This window comes from Corynebacterium sp. LK14 (assembly GCF_008042215.1).
Taxonomy (GTDB): domain Bacteria; phylum Actinomycetota; class Actinomycetes; order Mycobacteriales; family Mycobacteriaceae; genus Corynebacterium; species Corynebacterium striatum.
In genome coordinates, this window is sequence record NZ_NOVQ01000016.1 from 192,018 (window position 1) to 210,142 (window position 18,125).

Genomic DNA, 18,125 nt, shown 5'->3' on the forward strand with positions numbered 1-18,125 from the left:
GGGCATGGAAATGAAAGACATGCTCGCACCCGCCCCCATCAAGCTGCCTGCTGATCCCGGCGCTGATTCCACCGCTGACCTGCAGGCTGGCATTGTAGAATACCCCAACTCCCCGCTGCTGTGGGCTTTGCTCGCCGAGCAGGAGCTCACGCGCTTGCGCGAGGATGAGGCCATGCCTACTGCCTACATCACCGCTTATGCCTATGCCCGCACGGGCTACCACCGCAGCCTTGACCGCCTGCGCGGCAACGGCTGGAAGGGCTGGGGTCCGGTTCCTTTCGAGCACGAGCCGAACCAGGGCGTCCTGCGCGCCATTGCTGCCCTCGCGCACGCGGCGCAGGCCATTGGTGAGGAGGACGAGTACGACCGTCTCCGCCAGATGCTTTCCGACGCCGACCCAGACTCCGTCGCCCGTCTCCTTGACTAAAGTAACTTTCTAGCAGCCGGCGGGCGCGGATTCCCAGCCGCGCCGAATGAGCGCCTCGAGCACCTTAAGGTCTACGTCTTCTGGATTGTTGATGTACAGGCAGGACTTGCTCACGGTGTGCTTAACGAGTCGTTCCAGCAGATCCTCATCGTGCGGTAGCCCATAAAGAGAAATCTTGGCCCCTGCCATATGCTCGGAGTTTTTGCCTGTGTGTCCGCGAGTGAAGGTCGCGCTGCGGTCCTCCGGGGCTGGTGCTCCGTGAAGGCCCATCCCCTGCTCCTGCAACGCCGCATTCAGGCGCTCGAGCCCGCGCTTGCCGACGCCGGCTATCGATTCAAAGTCAGTCATGGGAGCCTCGGTTTTCCAATTCGGTAACCACCGTTATCCCAAGCAGGATATACAAACTTGGCTGCCAAGCACGCCCAAACAGCAAACCCCGGTTCGTTCCTATGCAGGAAGAACCGGGGGAAGGTGGGAAACCAACGAACTCTGGTGTTCGTTACTCAAAGAGCCTTACTTGTCCGCCTCAGCGTTTTCAACGAGCTTCTTGGTGTTCTCAGTGGTCTGGATGTTTGCCACGAAGAACTCCAGAACGAGGCGAACCTGGATAAGGTAAAGGACCAAGCCCAGGGTGCCGAAAATGAGGTGTCCGAAGATCATCATCACTGCCATGCCGCCACCGAAGGAGCTGCCGGACAACGAGCCAGCGAGGCCGCCGATGGAGCCGCCCATGACTGCGAAGAGCAAGCCACCGAGCCACCACAGGACACCGACTATCATCGCGATGATGTAGATGACGGAAGCGAACTTCACGGTGATGAAGCTGGAGAACTTGAAGTCAAACAGGGACTTGAAGAAGCTATCCTTCTGCGGCTGTGCCTGCTGCAGGCCCTGAGGGTACGGGCCAAAGCCCTGCTGTGCTGGCTGGTTGAAGCCGCCGTGGTTCTGCTGTGGATAGCCGCCAAAAGCCTGCTGGCCTGGCTGACCTGGCTGCGGCTGCCCCTGCTGCGGGAATCCGCCAAAGCCCTGCTGTGGCTGGCCCGGCTGGTTCTGCTGGCTCTGGAACTGCTGGTTGAAGCCGCCCTGGTTGAAGTTGCCTGCAGGCGGGACCGGCTGACCGAAGCCACCCTGATTGAAGCCATTGCTTGACGCTGGTTCTGCCGCGGAGCCAGCGGCATTCGAGGAGCCGGCTACAGAGTTATCAGAACCTGCATAGCTTGCCTGGGAGAAATCAGCTTGGCCGAAGTCGCTGTTGCCGAAGTCAGAGCCGCCAAAGTCATTGTTGCTACCAAAGTCCGAACCACCGAACTCTGAAGCGCCGAAGTCCGAATCAGAAGCGTGGTTAGCCACGGAGTTTTCTCCAAAGCTTAAGGTCTCTTCGCCTTCTGCATGGTGTACGCCGGAAGCTTCGGAAGAATCGAAAGAGCTAGCTGCTCCGAAGGAAGAACCACCAAAATCAGACTGCCCTAAGTCGGAGCTACCAAAGTCAGAATTGCCGAAGGAGGAGGAACCAAATGAGTCCTCGGCGGCATGCTGCGGGTTCTGCTCGGAGTTCTTTTCTCCGTACTGGTCTGGATTGGTCATAAGCGAGATTTTCCTTTCGATTACTTAACTGCGTCTTAAATCACGCACACTTGAAAATACAACAGATAAAACCAATCGGCAGCCCAATGGGGACCACTCCCCTTGTTATGAGTACAAAAATAACCCCGCACCCTCCCTGTTGGAGACTACGGAGTTATTGAAGATAAAGCTGATTTTATGGCTATACCTTAAGCGTGCTTTGCTTCCACGCGCTTGATTGCCTCAGCTGCAACCTTCTCCTGGATGCCCATGTCGAGCTCAGAGGTGAAGCCAACGCAGGAGCAGTTAATCTCGCCGAGAACATAGGTGTCCTCGCCATTCTCGCCGTCGGCAAGCATGAAGTCAGCAGTCCAGATAAGCGGAATGTTGTCGCCGCCGAGCTTCTCAGCGATGACAGGGCGAACCTCTGCGAACATGTCAACCAAGCCCTGCCAAGCCTCTGGCTTGTCGTAGGTGTACTTCGCACCGGAGAACAAGGTAGCGGAGAAGTTATCGCCGCCTTCAGCTGGCTTCTTGTGGACCACGAATACTGGATCCGGACCAACGAGAAGAATGCGGATCTCGCCCTCAACGATGCGCGGCATGAAGCGCATATCGACGAGCATGCCGTTGTCACCGATGATGTACTGGTCGCAGAAGTCCATGAACTCGCCGAGCTCACGAACCTCGGTGTGGTTGTCCACAGCCTCGGTGCACTTGAGCTTGGTGTCCAGCGGAAGCGCGGTGCCCGGAGTTACTTCAAGGGACTTGTCCTCAATCTGGACGCGCCAGATGCCCTCACCGGTCGAGCCGCGGTTCTGCTTAAGAACGCGCTCACCGTAGGAGATGGAGGTCGGGAAGGTGTTGTGGAAAGACTCAACGTCGTAGTAAGCGGCGGTGTCAGCTGGGACTAGTTCAGTGTCGTTGAGTTTGACCAGCGCATCCTTTGCGCCATATGCCATCATCTCGTAAGGAGTGGACATGCCTACCAGGCCAGCCTCAGAGAGCTTGGTCAGCAGGTCGAAGTAGCCCTTCTCGCCACCCGGGATGTTGCCTGGGTTCACGCGGGAGATGTAAGCGTCAAAGTTCTCAGAGACGTACTCGAAGATGCGCTCGGACCACTCTGGGCGGAAGAACACGACCTCAGAGTGCCAGCCAGCTTCCTTGATGGAGTCGACGATAGGCAAGGTGTCCTTGCGGTGACCGTTGAGCTGCTTGTCAGATCCGCCCTCGACCTCGAAGACGACGATTGCCTTATGCACAGCAATTCCCTTTCGTTTGGGGTTTGTGGGTATTGGTCCGGCACACAGGGCCACTACTGCTCTGGCCCGCCATATTTAACGAGAATTAGAGAGTGAATATGCAGCGTTCTGCACCGCACCACGTTTTAAAAATATCGCAGTATTTGCCCCTGCGCTCGCTTGCTAACCCCGCCTTAACCCCGGTCATTTTCGCCGCTCAGAAATCGTTTTAGGGCTTGACCTGCACACTTGTTATAACCAGCAGTTTCGACTTATGCACAGTAGACCAAAAATGTATCCAACAACACAGTAGGGACACTGGGTGACCAATCTAGAGGTTTTCGCGTTAAAGTTGATTTGACTAAACATGCCTAACCAAAATCCCCTTCATAGAAAGGTAGGCGAACCATGGCCGAGTTCGATCCCAATCCTCCGTTCCAAGAGTATGCACACCCAGAGCGTCTCGTATCTGCACCCTGGCTATCGGCCCGCCTAGGCATTAAAGGCCTACGCGTAATCGAGGTTGACGAGGACTCCCTCCTCTACGACATCGGCCACGTACCCACCGCCTCCCGCATCAACTTCCAGACGGAGCTACTGGACCCCGTTACCCGCGACATCGTCAGCGCGGAAGGCTTCGCACAGCTCATGCGCGACAAAGGGATCAAGCGCGATGACACTGTGGTTATCTACGGCGACAAAGCCAACTGGTGGGCCGCCTATGCCCTGTGGGTATTTGAGCTTTACGGCCACCCGGACGTCCGTCTCCTCGACGGTGGCCGCGATGCTTGGGTTACCGAAGAGCGCGACACCTCTTTTATGGTTCCCGACTTCCCAGAGTCTGATTACCCAGAGGTAGAGCGCAACGACGAGACTTACCGCATCTTTGTGGACCAAGTTCGCGGCACGACCGCAAAACTCGTAGACACCCGCACGCCGGAGGAGTTCTTTGGCGAGGCCACCCACGAGTCCCCCAACGGCGACTCCGCATACGGCACCACCATGCGCCACGGCCACATCCCAGGCGCCGTGAACCTAGAGTGGGACCGCGCGGTCTACCCCAACGGCTGCTTCCGCGCGCTTTCCGAGCTCAACGTAAACTACGGCGAGCTGGAACCTGCTTCCGAGACCGTCCTCTACTCCCACGTCGGCGCACAGGCTGCGCACACCTGGTTTGTCTTGACCTTCCTCCTTGGGTTCAAGGACGCCAAGGTCTACGACGGCTCCTGGGCCGAATGGGGCAACATGATCCGCATGCCTATCGAAGGTTAATCGATAGCGAGAAGCATCATACTTGCGCACTCAACACGCCGCATTTTCCCGCATCCACGCTGGTGCGGGATTATTTTTGGAAACAAAACCGGAACCTGACGGTTTTCTCATGTTTTTGTGTGCAAGAATAGTGGACAGTCCAATTCGAGTTTTATCAGGAGGGTTTCTGCCGTGGCAGTTGAAACCAAGAAGATCACCAAGGTGCTAGTTGCTAACCGCGGTGAGATTGCAGTCCGCGTGATCCGCGCCGCGCGCGACGCTGGCATCGCCTCCGTCGCTGTGTATGCAGAGCCAGACGCCGACGCGCCTTTCGTAGTTTTGGCAGACGAGGCTTTCGCCCTCGGCGGCCAAAATTCCGCCGAGTCCTACCTTGTCTTTGACAAGATTCTCGACGCCGCAGCAAAATCCGGCGCCAACGCCATTCACCCGGGCTACGGCTTCTTGTCTGAGAACGCCGACTTCGCCCAGGCTGTCATCGACGCAGGCCTCATCTGGATCGGCCCTTCCCCACAGTCCATCCGCGACTTGGGCGACAAGGTCACTGCCCGCCACATCGCCGAGCGCGCCGACGCCCCAATGGCGCCAGGCACCCCAGACCCGGTCAAGGATGCCGCCGAGGTTGAGGCCTTCGCCGACGAGCATGGCCTGCCCATCGCTATCAAGGCTGCCTTCGGCGGCGGCGGACGCGGTATGAAGGTTGCCTACAACCGCGACGAGGTCGCAGAGCTCTTCGACTCCGCTACCCGTGAGGCCACCGCAGCATTCGGCCGCGGCGAATGCTTCGTCGAGCGCTACCTCGACAAGGCTCGCCACGTTGAGGCCCAGGTCCTAGCTGACCAGCACGGCAACGTCGTCGTCGTGGGCACCCGCGACTGCTCCCTGCAGCGCCGCTTCCAGAAGTTAGTGGAGGAAGCACCAGCGCCGTTCCTCACCGACGAGCAGCGCGCTTCCATCCACGAGTCCGCTAAGCGCATTTGCCGCGAGGCAGGCTACTACGGCGCAGGTACCGTCGAGTACCTCGTTGGCTCCGACGGTCTCATCTCCTTCCTTGAGGTCAATACCCGTCTGCAGGTCGAGCACCCGGTTTCCGAGGAGACCACCGGCCTCGACCTCGTTCGCGAGCAGTTCAACATCGCAGAGGGTGGCAAGCTTTCCTTCACCGAGGACCCAACCCCGCGCGGCCACGCATTCGAGTTCCGCATCAACGGCGAGGACGCTGCGGCTGGCTTCATGCCGGCACCGGGCAACGTCGTCAAGTATGCAGAGCCAGCAGGCCCAGGCGTGCGTGTGGATTCCGGCGTGCGTGAAGGCTCCGTCATCGGTGGCCAGTTCGACTCCATGCTGGCCAAGCTCATCGTCTGGGGTCCAGACCGTGAGACCGCGCTGCAGCGTGCACGCCGCGCCCTGACGGAGTACACCGTCGAGGGCCTGCCGACCGTCATTCCTTTCCACCAGGCCATCGTGAGCGACCCTGCGTTTACCGCTGAGAACGGGTCCTTCGATGTCTACACCAAGTGGATTGAAGAAGAGTGGGTGGGCGAGCTGCCTGCGTACGTCGACCCAGATGCTCCAGCTGAGGACGATGCAGACCCAGCCCAGAAGTTCGTGGTTGAGGTCGCTGGCCGCCGCATTGAGATTGCGCTGCCGTCCAACCTCATCTTCGGCGGCGGTTCTCCGCGCAAGAAGTCCAAGAAGCGTCGCGGTGGCGGCGCCAAGGCCGCTGCGTCTGGCGACGCCGTCGTGGCACCGATGCAGGGCACCGTCATCAAGGTCAACGTCGAGGAGGGCCAGGAGGTCGCGGAAGGCGACGTCGTGCTCATCCTCGAGGCCATGAAGATGGAAAACCCAGTCAAGGCCCACAAGTCCGGTACCGTGACCGGCCTCGCTGTGGAGCAGGGCGCCCAGATCAACAAGGGCGCCCCATTGCTGGAGATCAAATAGCCCACTAGAGTCGGTGGAATGACCGCCAACGACTCTGCGTATGGGGTCCGGCTGGCCAAGGAGCCAGACCGGACCTACCTGTCCCGTCTGCTCTTCCTCGCGGATGTTTTAGGCGACGAAGAGGCTGCCGTCCCTGACTTCCACACGGCAGACGTGGGCCTGTACGTCGACGAATGGTCGCCGCTTGTCGACGGCGGCTGCATCGCCGTTTCCAGTCATAACGTACCGATGGGCGGTGCGTGGCTGCGCTACTACACCGGTGTGCGCAAAGGTGCGGCGTACCTGGGCAACCCGGAAGCAGAGCCTTTCGACGAATCCCAGTGGGCAACCCGTTTCGACCCGGAGGAAATCCCCGAGCTATTCATCGCGGTGGAATACCGCTACCGTGGCTTAGGCGTGGGCCGCCGCCTGCTGCGTAACATTTGCGACCTCGCTGCGGCCCAAGAGGCCCCCGCGATTGCACTGTGGGTCGACCCCAAGAACCCTGGTGCCCGCAAGCTCTACGAATCCGAAGGCTTCGAAGACATCACCGTCCCCGGTAATTCGGAAGCGCCCACCATGGTCAAGTACTTCGCCAACTAAGTTGCAACCGCGCAGAATGCGGATACTGCGCAGGCGATGAAAAAGAGCGCCCCTCCCCCGCCGACGCTTCAAAGGTCAGCGGGAGGGGCGCTCTTCTGTTGCCAGCTTTTAGCCGATTAGTTAATGACCACGATGAGGTCGCCACCTTCGACCTTGGTGGCCTGGCCGATGGCTACGCGCTCGACCTTGCCGTCCTTGGTTGCGGAGATGGAGGCTTCCATCTTCATGGCCTCGATGACGGCGACTTGGTCGCCGGCCTTGACCTCGTCGCCAGCCTTCACGGTGGCGTTGACCACGCCCGCGAAAGGCGCGGCCACGTGGCCGTCGTTGGACGGGTCGGCCTTCTCCACGGTGGCCACAGAGGACTCCACGTTGTTGTCGCGGACCTTCATCGGGCGAATCTGGCCATTGACGTTGAGCACAACGTTGCGCATGCCCTTCTCATCCGGCTCGCCAAGGGCGTCGAGACGCAGCGTGATCGTCTTGAGATCCGCACGATCGTTGGAGCCCTCCGGGAAGTAGTGGACGATGTACTCGTTGCCCTCTTCCAAGCCGTAGAGGAAGACGGTGTCCGTGAGCGCCTCAGTGTTACCAAAGGTGCGGCGGAACTCATTGAACTCCTCGAACTGCTTCGGGAAGAGCAGTCGGTTCAGGGACGCACGGCGCTCGTCAGAGTTGTCGGAGACCAGGTGAGCTTTCTCCTCTTCCGGTACTGGCTTGACGGAGACGTCGCCAGGCGCGCGGCCCTCAAGGACCTTGTCGCGCAGCGGTGGCCAGCCACCCGGAGGGGTACCGAGTTCACCGCGGAGGAACGCGATGACGGAATCCGGGATGTCGTACTTGGTGGGATTGGCCTCAAAGTCGGCTGGATCGACGCCCGCACCCACGAGGTGCAGAGCCAAGTCACCAACAACCTTGGAGGACGGGGTCACCTTGGTCGGACGGCCCAGCATCTCATTGACGGCGGCATAGGTGTCCTCGATGACCTCGAAGCGGTCCTCCAAGCCAAGCGCGGTGGCCTGCGCACGCAGGTTGGACAGCTGGCCGCCCGGAATCTCATGGCGGTAGACACGGCCAGTCGGCCCAGGAATGCCCTTTTCAAACGGACGGTAGAGCTGGCGGACAGCCTCCCAGTAAGGCTCGAGATCGGAGACGGCCTTCAGATCGATGCCAGTGTCACGCGAGGAGTTGGAGAACGCCGCGATGATGGCGGACAGCGAAGGCTGCGAGGTGGTGCCAGCCAGCGGTGCGGAGGCACCGTCGACGACGTCCGCGCCAGAGAGCGCCGCAGCGTAGTAGGTAGCCAGCTGGCCGCCCGCGGTGTCGTGAGTGTGGACGTGGACCGGCAGATCGAATTCCTTGCGCAGCGCCATGACCAGCTTGGAAGCGGACTCCGGACGCAGCAGGCCAGCCATATCCTTAATGGCCAGCACGTGTGCACCGGTGTTCACTATTTCCTCAGCCAGCTTCAGGTAGTAGTCCAGCGTGTAGAGCTTCTCCCCCGGCGAGCACATGTCGCCCGAATACGCCATGGCAACCTCGGCCACGGTGGTGTTGGTCTCCAAGACGGCGTCGATAGCCGGGCGCATCTGGGTGACGTCGTTCAGCGCATCGAAGATGCGGAAGACGTCGACGCCGGACTTGGCAGCTTCCTGAACGAACGCGTTGCATACGTCATTGGAGTACGGGGAATAACCCACGGTGTTGCGGCCTCGCAGCAACATCTGGATGTTCTGGTTCGGCATTGCCTCACGCAGCAGATCCAGGCGGACCCATGGGTCCTCCTTGAGGAAGCGCATGGCGACGTCGTACGTTGCACCGCCCCACGCCTCGACGGAGAAGAGCTCCGGGGTCATGCGCGCGACAGCCTCAGCAGCGGTGACCAAGTCGGTACCGCGCACACGGGTGGCCAGCAGGGACTGGTGCGCATCGCGGAAAGTGGTGTCGGTGACAGCCAGCGCGGACTGGGCACGAATCTTCTCAGCCCACTTCTTCGGACCGAGCTCCAGCAGTTCATCGCGGGAACCGCGCGGCAGTGGCTGGGACTTGTCGAAGGTAGGAATCTTGTCGAAAGGACGCAGCTTGGTCGGGCGCTCGCCGTTTGGCTTATTAACTGTGACGTCAGCAATGTAGTCGATGATGCGGCCGGACTCATCCACTGCCGGCGGAGCCTTGAGCAGGTCTGGGTGCTCCGGAATGAAGCCGGTGTCCACACGGGTGTTGACGAAGTCCGGCTCGCGCAGCAGGGCACGCAGGAAACCGATGTTGGTAGCCACACCGGCCACGGTGAACTCGTTGAGCGCGCGCTGCGCGCGAGCGACTGCCTGCTCAAAGGAAGCGCCACGGCAGGTCATCTTGACCAGCAAGGAGTCGAAGTTCGGGGAAATCTCCGCACCGACTGCGGTTGCGCCGTCGAGACGCACGCCTGCGCCGCCCGGAGAGCGGTAGGTAGTCAGAGTGCCGGTGTCTGGGCGGAAGCCGTTTGCTGGGTCCTCAGTGGTGATACGGCACTGAAGAGCAGCGCCGGTAAGGGTGATCTCTTCCTGGCGCAGGCCGAGCTCCTCCAGGGAGACACCAGCGGCGATCTGCATCTGGGACTTCACGATGTCCACGCCGGTGACCTCCTCGGTCACGGTGTGCTCAACCTGCACGCGTGGGTTCATCTCGATGAAGACGTGGTTGCCCTTCTCATCCACGAGGAACTCCACGGTGCCGGCGCCCTCGTAGTTGATGTGCTGGCAGAACTTTACGGCATCGGCACAGATGCGGTCACGCAGCTGCGGATCCAGGGTCGGGGCGGGAGCGATCTCGACGACCTTCTGGTGGCGGCGCTGCACGGAACAATCACGTTCAAACAGGTGCATGACGTTGCCGTGGGAATCAGCCAGAATCTGCACCTCGATGTGCTGCGGGCGAATCACCGCGGTCTCGAGGTAAACGTTGCCATCGCCGAAGGCTGCCTCCGCCTCGCGGGAGGCCTCAGCGCACTTGGTCTTGAGCTCCTCTTCATTCTCGATGAAGCGCATACCGCGGCCGCCACCGCCGGCCACTGCCTTCACGAAGACGGGGAAGTTAAAGTCCTTTGCGTACTCCGCCAGCTTGTCGACGTCCGTCGAGGGTTTCGAGTCCTTCAGAGTCGGCAGCCCCGCCTCCTGGGCAGCGGCTACTGCAGCAGCCTTGTCACCGGTCAGGTCCAAGGTCTCCGGGGTAGGACCGATGAACTTGATGCCGTTGTCACGGCAGGCACGCGCCAAATCGGCGCGCTCCGACAGGAAGCCGTAGCCAGGGTAAATGGCATCCGCACCAGACTTCTTGGCGGCGCGAATGACCTCATCGATGTCGAGGTATGCCTTGACCGGCTGGCCCTCGGTACCGATGCGCACTGCCTCATTGGCAAAGGCGCGGTGGAAGGAGTTGCGGTCTTCCTTTGGATAAATTGCAACGGTCTTGGAGCCGACCTCAAAGGCAGCGCGGAAGGCGCGCACGGCAATTTCGCCGCGGTTTGCCACCAAGATCTTAGAGAAGGACTTGTGGGCGGTATCAGACACTGGGAGTGATCCTTTCAGATAAGCACAATACAAACTTAAGGATAGTGTCCGAGGCGACAACGCGGGCGGAAATCGATATACCAAACAACAGAAATTGTTCAGTTTCTCACTAAACTCACCATGCATATCTCTAAACGTCCCACCCCCATATCACTTCGGAACCGAAGCCGAAAAAGTACTTTCTTATTGAAAATATATAAATCTCTTGACATGTCCCGTTCCGGTTTCTATCCTTCAATCAGGTTCACAAGAACCAACTTCATCTTTCACCCCAAAGGACTCGCAATGAAGATAAAAAAATTGGCTATAGGCTGTACTCTCGCCGCTAGCTCTCTCCTCGCCGTTCCGACTGCTCAGGCCGCCGACTGGGAGTGTGGCGGTAACCTCGTGTGCATCTTCGATCATGCAAACTACGGTGGTTTCCTTGGCTCTCGGGGCTCAGGTATTGGCTTGATGAACGTCTCCCGCAACGCAAACGATAAGACTTCGTCGTGGATCAACAACACTTGGTCAAACGCCGCTTGGTATCACGATGCCAACGGGCAGGGCAAATGTCACACCATGACCCAGCAATCTCGCAACAACTACGTCGGTTTCTGGAATAACGACCGTCTGTCGTCGTGGCGAACTGACCGAGGCTGCTAGCTATCCCTTTTCCACACACGCCTCGGTCAATGACCTTGGCGTGTGTCTCTCTGTTGTAAAGAGCTCATGAATACAGTCACCATATCTAGGGTCCACAAGTATTTGGGCGAAGGCGCCCAGCGCACGCATGTTCTCAAAGGCACAAGCCTAGAGGTTGATGAAGGTGAGTTTCTCGGAATTTCAGGAAAGAGCGGCTCCGGAAAAACCACTCTCCTGCGCGCGATCGCGGGTCTTCTCCCCATTGATGAAGGCTCAATCTCGGTCTTCGATACCTGTGTATCCACCGCTGCTCCCAAGGAACTACTCGCCTTGCGCCGCAACACAATCGGCTTCGTCCATCAAGACGACCTGTTGATGAATGAACTCACCGCGCTCGAAAATGTCATGCTTGTGCTTGTAGCAGCGGGGTTCGATGAGAAGGCAGCACGCGACAAGGCTTCCGAGGCACTAGCCCAGGTAGGACTAGCAGAACTCGCTCAACGATTTCCCGCAGAGATGTCGCGCGGCCAGTGTCAAAGAGTAGGAATCGCCCGAGCACTGTCTGGAAACCGGCGAATTCTCTTGGCTGATGAGCCGTCTGCTGCGCTCGATTCCGAGAACTCCCATGGCATTTTTCGACTCTTCAAAAAGCTCGCATCAACTGGCACAACCGTGATAGCAACCAGCCACGATCCCATCATGCTCGACTATTGCAGCACGGCCTACGCGCTGATCGACGGCCAGCTTGGGAAAGCAGCCCCGCATGCTCAATGAACTGATTACGAAAGTCGTGCATTCTTCGAAACGGTACCGCTTCGGCGCAGCGGCAATCGCAGTGTGCTTAGGATTATTCGCATTTGCTGTCTCGGCCGATCTCTTCATGACGTTGTCCCCACAGCAGAAAGCACAGTCAGAATTGGGAAACAACGCCGTGCGCGTGGACGTGCCTGTGTACACGCGGGCGGGCGTGGTTGAGCAGACGCTGCCACAACTTGATTCCCCAGAGCGGGGATTTACTGCCCAGCTCGAGACTTACGATCTCTATGTCGATAGCGATCCTTCAACTTCCCTTGTCTACAAGGAGTCTCACTGGGAAGAGCAAGCTCCCGATTTTGGGTTGGCATTGGTTCAGGGCCAGTGGCCTAGCGCTCCTGGCGAGGTAGTAGTCACCGAGGACGTGAACCTTAGTCTTGGAGAGAACACAACTGCATTCAACGGCACGCTGCCTCTCCGTATCGTTGGCGTTGCATCGAATTCCTTCCACAAGCATGAAGAAGCTGTGTACGGCGCGTCGGGAACATGGGACACCATCGACGCTGACGCTTATTCCATGACCTCCGCTTCGGTCCGGCCAATTGTTTTCGGTTCCGAAGGAAAGACTCCTGCAGCCCTCATCGAGTTCATTAGGAGTCAGATCGGGGATGCAGACCTCGTCGATCGTGCAGCGCTTGACGACGCCTTTTCGGCATCGCTTCTCACCCGAGAAAGCTTGCTCGCAACACCACCTTCAGGGTTCGCCGATAGCTATTCCTTCTTCTTCGGCCTGTTCGCCGTTGTCATCCCATGCGCTTTGATCTTCTTCCTGTGGCGGATTACCTACCAGGTACTTCGCCCGTTGAGCCAGCGGTTTTTCGAGCTAGGAATCTCGCCCTTCCTATTGTGGAAGTCCAGCGCATTCATCCTGCTTCGTTCAGCCTTGATGTACTCCGTCGCAGGACTCGTATTGGGTGCAGGTCTGGCACAATGTGCGCGCCCTTTCATTTCTGGACTTGGAGGTTTGCCTGATCCTGGAGTCCTGATTCCATGGAAATGGTTAGTGCTTCTTCTCGCTAGCTCGCTAGCAGCACTCCTGATTGGTGCTATTGCCACCGCGCCGTCGGCTCAACCTCATCCGTTCTGGAAGGACTTCCCGACACCGACCCCATCGGCATCATTCTTACGCTGGGGTGCAGTCGTTATTGTCCTTGTCGCTGTCCTCTTCACGTTCGCTGCAGCACTGCTGGGGCCCGACGTATTCGAAACATGGGCGCCAGCGCCAACCGTGGCGATGTGCATCGTCTTTTCTCTTCTTCTCGCACGCTGTCCGCGAACCAGCCGGCCCTACACTCCAGCAGGCGTGGCCCTGAGATTTGCCGAAAAACACCGTCAACTCATTGGTACGGGTCTGGTGTTGTTGGTCCTGTGCATGGGAACCGCGGTGTTCAGTAGTTCGATGTCAGCCAGTTTTACAGCCAGTGAGAACGACAGCTTGACGTCGACAATCGCCCCAAACCAGGCACACGTTTTAAAGAAGACAGATGATGGCCTAGCTACAAACGCTGATTCCGTTCAGCACGTCGCCACTGCGTTGGGTGTGCCCGCTCCAGTTCGTATTTCTTATGTCCAAGCCACGCTGGAAATGCCCACGGAGATGTCGGGGACTTTTGGTGTACTGGGCGTCGAATCCGTTCATGACGTAGAACGGCTCTTAGACCGAGAGCTTACTGCCTCGGAAAAAGATGTCCTTGCGACCGGAGCATTGGTCCGCGATAACAGATTCATCGACCATGACCATGCTTCAATCAGCACGAGCAGAAATCCCAGTCCCACAACCCTTCCAGCGGTGAGTATCGACTTCGGACCTCACTGGGAGAAGCTGGCTGGAGGAATTATCCTCGAATCCACGGCGCAGAAACTAGATGCACCGGCAGGTAGGACACAATGGGTCTTTACGGGTCTCCAGGAAGACCAAGAAAAGCGCTTTCTTGATAGCGCTGCGCAAGCCCGTATCCCCCACGAGCTCGTACTACTGCCGCTGGTTCAAACCTCTTCGACACCGCGGGCGTTCTACATCAGTTTGGCAGCCGCGCTGCTCAGCGCGTTAGCCGTAACCTTTGTTTTCTCGCGGCAACTTGCTCGCGCTACCGAAGCAATCGAGACCACCTTCAAAGTACTTGGCCTCGATTCTTCCTGGCACCTAAGAATCGTTGTACTCACGACGGCCACACTGGCATGTACTGCGATCATTACTGGCTGTATTGCTGGAATCCTCCCGCTTGCCGGAATGGTCTACGCAATGGGAGATGGCCTCACCTTTGCTATCGATTGGAAGGCACTTCTTATTGCTGCAGGCGCAATAGCACTAGGCGCTGCAAGTGGCGTTGGCATGTCATGCCTTCGCTACGTGCAGCGCCCGTCGTCAAGCACAGCGGCTCATTAGATCTGCTTCGGCGGAACGGAGCGCTGCTCCTTGCCGTTGTAGGCAGACAGCGGGCGGATCAGGGAGTTGTTCTCGTTCTGTTCCACAATGTGTGCGGTCCAACCGGTGATGCGGGCCATCACGAAGATCGGGGTGAAGAACTCAATGTCGAAGCCCAGGATGTGGTACGCGGGGCCAGCCGGGAAGTCCAGGTTCGGCTGGATCTTGATGGAGGTGTTCTCATACATGGTCTTGGCCATCTTCTCGTACATCTCTACCCACTGCTCCTGGCCGTGGTCCTTAGCCAGCTCGCGGAATGCTGCCTCCATGGTCGGCACGCGGGAGTCACCGTTCTTGTAGACGCGGTGACCAAAGCCCATCACCAGTTCCTTGTTCTTGAGCTTATTGAGGGTCCACTCCTCTGCCTTGGCTGGGTCGCCAACCTCTAAGAAGTTGTGCATGACGGCCTCGTTTGCGCCACCGTGCAGCGGGCCCTTCAAAGCACCGATTGCGGCGGTCACTGCGGAGTAGGTGTCCGACATCGTGGAGGTGACAACGCGGGCAGCGAAGGTGGAGGCGTTGAAGGAGTGCTCCGCGTAGAGGATGAGAGACTTGTCAAAGGCCTCAATATCGGAGCGCGAGACTGCCGGGGAGCCTTCTTCATCGCCGAAGACCATCCACAGGAAGTTCTCGGCAAAGCCTTTCTTGCGGTCTGGCTCGATGTAGCCCTCGCCACGGCGGCGTCGGATGTCGAGCGCGATGATGGTCGGAATCTTGGCCATCAGCTCGAGAGCGGTGCGGCGGATGTGCTCGGAGTCCTTGGTGTACTCTTCCGGGTCCTGGGAACCGATGAAGGAGATGGCGGTACGCAGCACGTCCATCGGGTGGCAGGACTTAGGCATCGAGGTAATCAGGTCGATGAGATGGCGGTCGATGTGACGCAGCGCCTTCTCACGAGCGGAGAAACGGACCAGTTCACCCTGGTTCGGCAGCTCGCCGTTCCACAGCAGGTAGGCCACTTCCTCGAAGGAGCAGTAGCGGGCCAGCTCCTGGACTGGGTATCCGCGGTAGGTCAGGGAGTTGGTCTCTGGGACCACCTTGGAGACTGCGGTTTCATCAACGACGACGCCGTAAAGGCCCTTGCGGATTTCTGGGGTGTTCTCGGACATGGTGTTCTCCTTTTACTTGGAAAGATTGTTCTTTGCTTGGGCGACGCTTGACGACGCCGCGGAGCGGGCGAGCCTTGCTCGCCCGGACCAGGTGTTTACTCGAAGGTGGCCTTGTAAGCGTCCTTGGAGTAGGTAAAAACGGCCTGGTCGAAGGCGTTGTACTCGTTGTAGCGAACCAACTCGTAGAGGCGAGAGCGGTGCTGCATGCGCTCGAGCCAGTCGGTCTGGATACCGGTCTCCTGCAAGTCCCGTAGGAAATCCTCGGTCGCGCCCATAGCCACGCGGAGGGTAGACACCGGCCAGATGACCGCGTTGTAGCCCAGTTCCTCCAGCTGCTGGGCAGACAGCAGCTCGGTCTTGCCGAACTCGGTCATGTTCGCCAGCAGCGGAGTGTCCACAGCAGCGCGGAACTTCTCGAAGTCAGTCGGCGAGTAGAGAGCCTCGGTGAAAATAAGGTCCGCACCTGCGTCGGTGTAGGCCTTGGCACGCTCGATGGCGTCATCAATGCCGTGGATGCCAGCAGCGTCGGTACGGGCACAGATGATGAAGTTCTCATCGCGGCGCTCATTGACCGCAGCGGAGATGCGGCGCACCATCAGGTCGGTGGGCACGACCTCCTTGCCGTCGAGGTGACCACAACGCTTCGGGTTGACTTGGTCCTCAAGGTGGCAGCCAGCCAGGCCGGCATCCTCGAGGGCGGCCACGGTGCGGGCGGCAGACATGGGCTCACCGAAACCAGTGTCGGCGTCGACAAGCACCGGCAAATCCGTGGCGCGGGCGATGTGCCCGGCGCGCTGGGCCACCTCGGTGAGCGTGGTCAGGCCGATGTCCGGCAGACCTAAGTCGTTGGCCAGCACGGCGCCGGACACGTAGACACCGTTGAAGCCGCCAAGGTCTTGAATCAAGCGCGCGGTCAGCGGGTTGAATGCGCCCGGCAGCTTGGTGATTCCGGGGCCTTCGAGGGCAGCACGGAACTCCTCGCGCTTTTGTGCGTTGGTCTTGATGGAACCGAATAGTCCAGCCATTTAGAACAGTCCTTCCGGGGTCTGAGGTGCGGAAGCGAGTGCTTCCGGAGTGACAACGACGTTGAGTTCGCTCAGGTCGGTCAGGTTTTCCAGGTTCTGTACCGCTGCGAGGAAGCGCTCCTGCTCCTCCTCGGAGACGATGCCGGTGGCTAGGGTCTTGAACTTGTTGATGTACTCAGCGCGGCCGAATGGGCGGGCGCCGAGCGGGTGGGCGTCGGCAACAGCTGCCTCATCCTCGATGACGGTGCCGTCGGTGAAGGTGATGACTGCCTTGCCACCGAATGCCTTCTCGGTGAGGTCGAGGGAGTGGTAGCGGCGGGTCCACTCTGGGTCCTCCACGGTGGAGATCTTGTGCCACAGCTCCACGGTCTCTGGACGCTGTGCGCGCTCCGGAGCATAGGAGTCGACGTGGTGCCAGGCGCCGTCCTCGAGGGCCACCGCGAAGATGTACATGATGGAGTGGTCCAGGGTCTCGCGGGAGGCAGTTGGGTCCATCTTCTGTGGGTCATTAGCTCCGGTGCCGATGACGTAGTGGGTGTGGTGCGAGGTGTGCAGCACGATGGACTCGATGTCCTTGGTGGACTTGCCCGCATCGGCGATGGTCTGCTTCATGCGGCGTGCCAAATCGATTGGCGCCTGCGCCTGGTACTCCGCGGAGTGCTCCTTGGTATAGGTGTCCAGGATGGCGCGCTTTTCCTCACCGTCGGCAGGAAGCGGCACGATGTAGGTGCGCTCTGGGGAGTGGAGCATCCATGCAATGAAGCCGTCCTCGCCTTCCCAGATAGGAGCCGGTGCGCCTTCACCACGCATGGCGCGGTCGACGGCCTCGATGCCCATCTTGCCCGCGAATGCCGGCGCGTAGGCCTTCCAAGAGGAAATCAGGCCCTTGCGGGACTGACGGGTAGCGGTGGTGGTGTGCAGAGCCTGGCCGATTGCCTGGTAGATGGTCTCGACCGGCAGGTCGAGCATGGTGCCGATACCTGCTGCAACGGATGGGCCGAGGTGGGCCACGTGGTCAATCTTCCACTCGTGGAGGCAGATGGCCTTAACGAGGTTGACCTGGATTTCGTAGCCGGTCGCGATGCCGCGCAGGAGGGTCTTGCCATCGAGGCCCTTGTGCTGTGCCACGGCAATCATCGGCGGGATATTGTCGCCTGGGTGGGAGTACTCGGCTGCGAGGAAGGTGTCGTGGTAGTCGAGCTCGCGTACCGCGGTGCCGTTGGCCAGCGCAGCCCACTCAGCGGAGTAGTCGCCCTCGATGCCGAAAATCTTGGCGCCCTTGCCGGTGCGTGCAGCGTCGCCTGCATGTGGGTGGCCCTCTGCGATGACGCGTGCGGAGGTCACTGGGCGGCGGGCCACGGAAGCCACTGCGACGGAGGCATTGTCGATGATGCGGTTAATGATCATCTCCTTGGTCTCCTCCGGTACCTCAACTGGGTCGGCGGCGACCTTGGCGATCTTGTAGGCAAGGTGCTCTTCGATAGGGAAATTCTCGGCGGACTTGTGAGTGCGGACTTCGTGGTTGATCACAGGTGCTCCTTTGGGACATTTCAAC

At 59.4% G+C, this 18,125-nt stretch carries 14 protein-coding genes; 7 read left to right on the top strand and 7 right to left on the bottom strand.

Annotated features, from left to right (window positions below; genetic code table 11):
• Positions 1-4: 4 nt before the first annotated feature.
• A complete protein-coding gene (locus CHU71_RS10210) occupies positions 5-427 on the top strand; it encodes a DUF3151 domain-containing protein (protein WP_005528018.1) in 423 nt (140 codons plus the stop codon).
• 9 nt (positions 428-436) lie between these two features.
• On the opposite strand, the gene CHU71_RS10215 is transcribed toward CHU71_RS10210, so the two are convergent.
• The 3 genes from CHU71_RS10215 to CHU71_RS10225 form a co-directional block, all read right to left on the bottom strand.
• Positions 437-775, bottom strand: coding sequence for a DUF1801 domain-containing protein (locus tag CHU71_RS10215; protein ID WP_147760991.1), 339 nt, complete (start codon positions 773-775; stop codon positions 437-439).
• 165 nt (positions 776-940) lie between these two features.
• Positions 941-2,011 (bottom strand): DUF4282 domain-containing protein, encoded by a 1,071-nt coding sequence (locus CHU71_RS10220; protein ID WP_147760992.1) that lies wholly within the window; start codon positions 2,009-2,011, stop codon positions 941-943.
• A gap of 188 nt (positions 2,012-2,199) precedes the next feature.
• Positions 2,200-3,252, bottom strand: coding sequence for a Cj0069 family protein (locus CHU71_RS10225; protein WP_046646533.1), 1,053 nt, complete (start codon positions 3,250-3,252; stop codon positions 2,200-2,202).
• Positions 3,253-3,639: 387 nt separating this feature from the next.
• On the opposite strand from CHU71_RS10225, the gene CHU71_RS10230 reads away from it, so the two are divergent.
• From CHU71_RS10230 to CHU71_RS10240, 3 genes are all read left to right on the top strand, one after another.
• Complete coding sequence (locus CHU71_RS10230; protein ID WP_005528012.1) at positions 3,640-4,503, top strand: sulfurtransferase; 864 nt, start codon at positions 3,640-3,642, stop codon at positions 4,501-4,503.
• Between the two features lie 171 nt (positions 4,504-4,674).
• Positions 4,675-6,444: an acetyl/propionyl/methylcrotonyl-CoA carboxylase subunit alpha gene (locus tag CHU71_RS10235; protein WP_147760993.1), complete on the top strand. Its 1,770-nt coding sequence runs from the start codon at positions 4,675-4,677 to the stop codon at positions 6,442-6,444.
• Between the two features lie 18 nt (positions 6,445-6,462).
• Positions 6,463-7,026, top strand: coding sequence for a GNAT family N-acetyltransferase (locus tag CHU71_RS10240; protein WP_147760994.1), 564 nt, complete (start codon positions 6,463-6,465; stop codon positions 7,024-7,026).
• A 116-nt stretch (positions 7,027-7,142) separates the two neighbouring features.
• On the opposite strand, the gene CHU71_RS10245 is transcribed toward CHU71_RS10240, so the two are convergent.
• Complete coding sequence (locus CHU71_RS10245; protein WP_147760995.1) at positions 7,143-10,574, bottom strand: pyruvate carboxylase; 3,432 nt, start codon at positions 10,572-10,574, stop codon at positions 7,143-7,145.
• Between the two features lie 285 nt (positions 10,575-10,859).
• Between CHU71_RS10245 and CHU71_RS10250 the strand changes: the two genes are divergently transcribed.
• The 3 genes from CHU71_RS10250 (at position 10,860) to CHU71_RS10260 (ending at position 14,397) form a co-directional block, all read left to right on the top strand.
• A complete protein-coding gene (locus tag CHU71_RS10250) occupies positions 10,860-11,219 on the top strand; it encodes a peptidase inhibitor family I36 protein (RefSeq protein WP_005528008.1) in 360 nt (119 codons plus the stop codon).
• Between the two features lie 66 nt (positions 11,220-11,285).
• On the top strand, positions 11,286-11,972 hold the full coding sequence (locus tag CHU71_RS10255; RefSeq protein ID WP_147760997.1) for an ABC transporter ATP-binding protein: 687 nt from the start codon (positions 11,286-11,288) through the stop codon (positions 11,970-11,972).
• Positions 11,962-14,397 (top strand): hypothetical protein, encoded by a 2,436-nt coding sequence (locus CHU71_RS10260; RefSeq protein WP_110302043.1) that lies wholly within the window; start codon positions 11,962-11,964, stop codon positions 14,395-14,397. Before CHU71_RS10255 ends, CHU71_RS10260 begins: the two co-directional genes overlap by 11 nt.
• On the opposite strand, the gene CHU71_RS10265 is transcribed toward CHU71_RS10260, so the two are convergent.
• The 3 genes from CHU71_RS10265 to prpD form a co-directional block, all read right to left on the bottom strand.
• A complete protein-coding gene (locus tag CHU71_RS10265; RefSeq protein ID WP_147760998.1) occupies positions 14,394-15,545 on the bottom strand; it encodes a bifunctional 2-methylcitrate synthase/citrate synthase in 1,152 nt (383 codons plus the stop codon). The two genes, CHU71_RS10260 and CHU71_RS10265, sit on opposite strands and share 4 nt — an antisense overlap.
• Before the next feature lie 95 nt (positions 15,546-15,640).
• Positions 15,641-16,570, bottom strand: a complete 930-nt coding sequence (prpB, locus tag CHU71_RS10270) for a methylisocitrate lyase (RefSeq protein WP_110092283.1) — start codon at positions 16,568-16,570, stop codon at positions 15,641-15,643.
• Positions 16,571-18,100 carry a 2-methylcitrate dehydratase PrpD gene (gene prpD, locus CHU71_RS10275; protein WP_110302044.1) on the bottom strand — a complete coding sequence of 510 codons (1,530 nt, stop codon included), beginning with the start codon at positions 18,098-18,100 and terminating at the stop codon, positions 16,571-16,573.
• Positions 18,101-18,125: the final 25 nt, after the last annotated feature.

Excerpts from the sequence above, each read along its gene's own strand:
- CHU71_RS10210 (WP_005528018.1), top strand. The coding sequence starts at position 5 with ATGGAAATGAAAGACATGCTCGCACCCGCCCCCATCAAGCTGCCTGCT.
- CHU71_RS10215 (WP_147760991.1), bottom strand. The coding sequence starts at position 775 with ATGACTGACTTTGAATCGATAGCCGGCGTCGGCAAGCGCGGGCTCGAG.
- CHU71_RS10220 (WP_147760992.1), bottom strand. The coding sequence starts at position 2,011 with ATGACCAATCCAGACCAGTACGGAGAAAAGAACTCCGAGCAGAACCCG.
- CHU71_RS10230 (WP_005528012.1), top strand. The coding sequence starts at position 3,640 with ATGGCCGAGTTCGATCCCAATCCTCCGTTCCAAGAGTATGCACACCCA.
- CHU71_RS10240 (WP_147760994.1), top strand. The coding sequence starts at position 6,463 with ATGACCGCCAACGACTCTGCGTATGGGGTCCGGCTGGCCAAGGAGCCA.
- CHU71_RS10250 (WP_005528008.1), top strand. The coding sequence starts at position 10,860 with ATGAAGATAAAAAAATTGGCTATAGGCTGTACTCTCGCCGCTAGCTCT.
- CHU71_RS10255 (WP_147760997.1), top strand. The coding sequence starts at position 11,286 with ATGAATACAGTCACCATATCTAGGGTCCACAAGTATTTGGGCGAAGGC.
- CHU71_RS10260 (WP_110302043.1), top strand. The coding sequence starts at position 11,962 with ATGCTCAATGAACTGATTACGAAAGTCGTGCATTCTTCGAAACGGTAC.
- CHU71_RS10265 (WP_147760998.1), bottom strand. The coding sequence starts at position 15,545 with ATGTCCGAGAACACCCCAGAAATCCGCAAGGGCCTTTACGGCGTCGTC.
- prpB (WP_110092283.1), bottom strand. The coding sequence starts at position 16,570 with ATGGCTGGACTATTCGGTTCCATCAAGACCAACGCACAAAAGCGCGAG.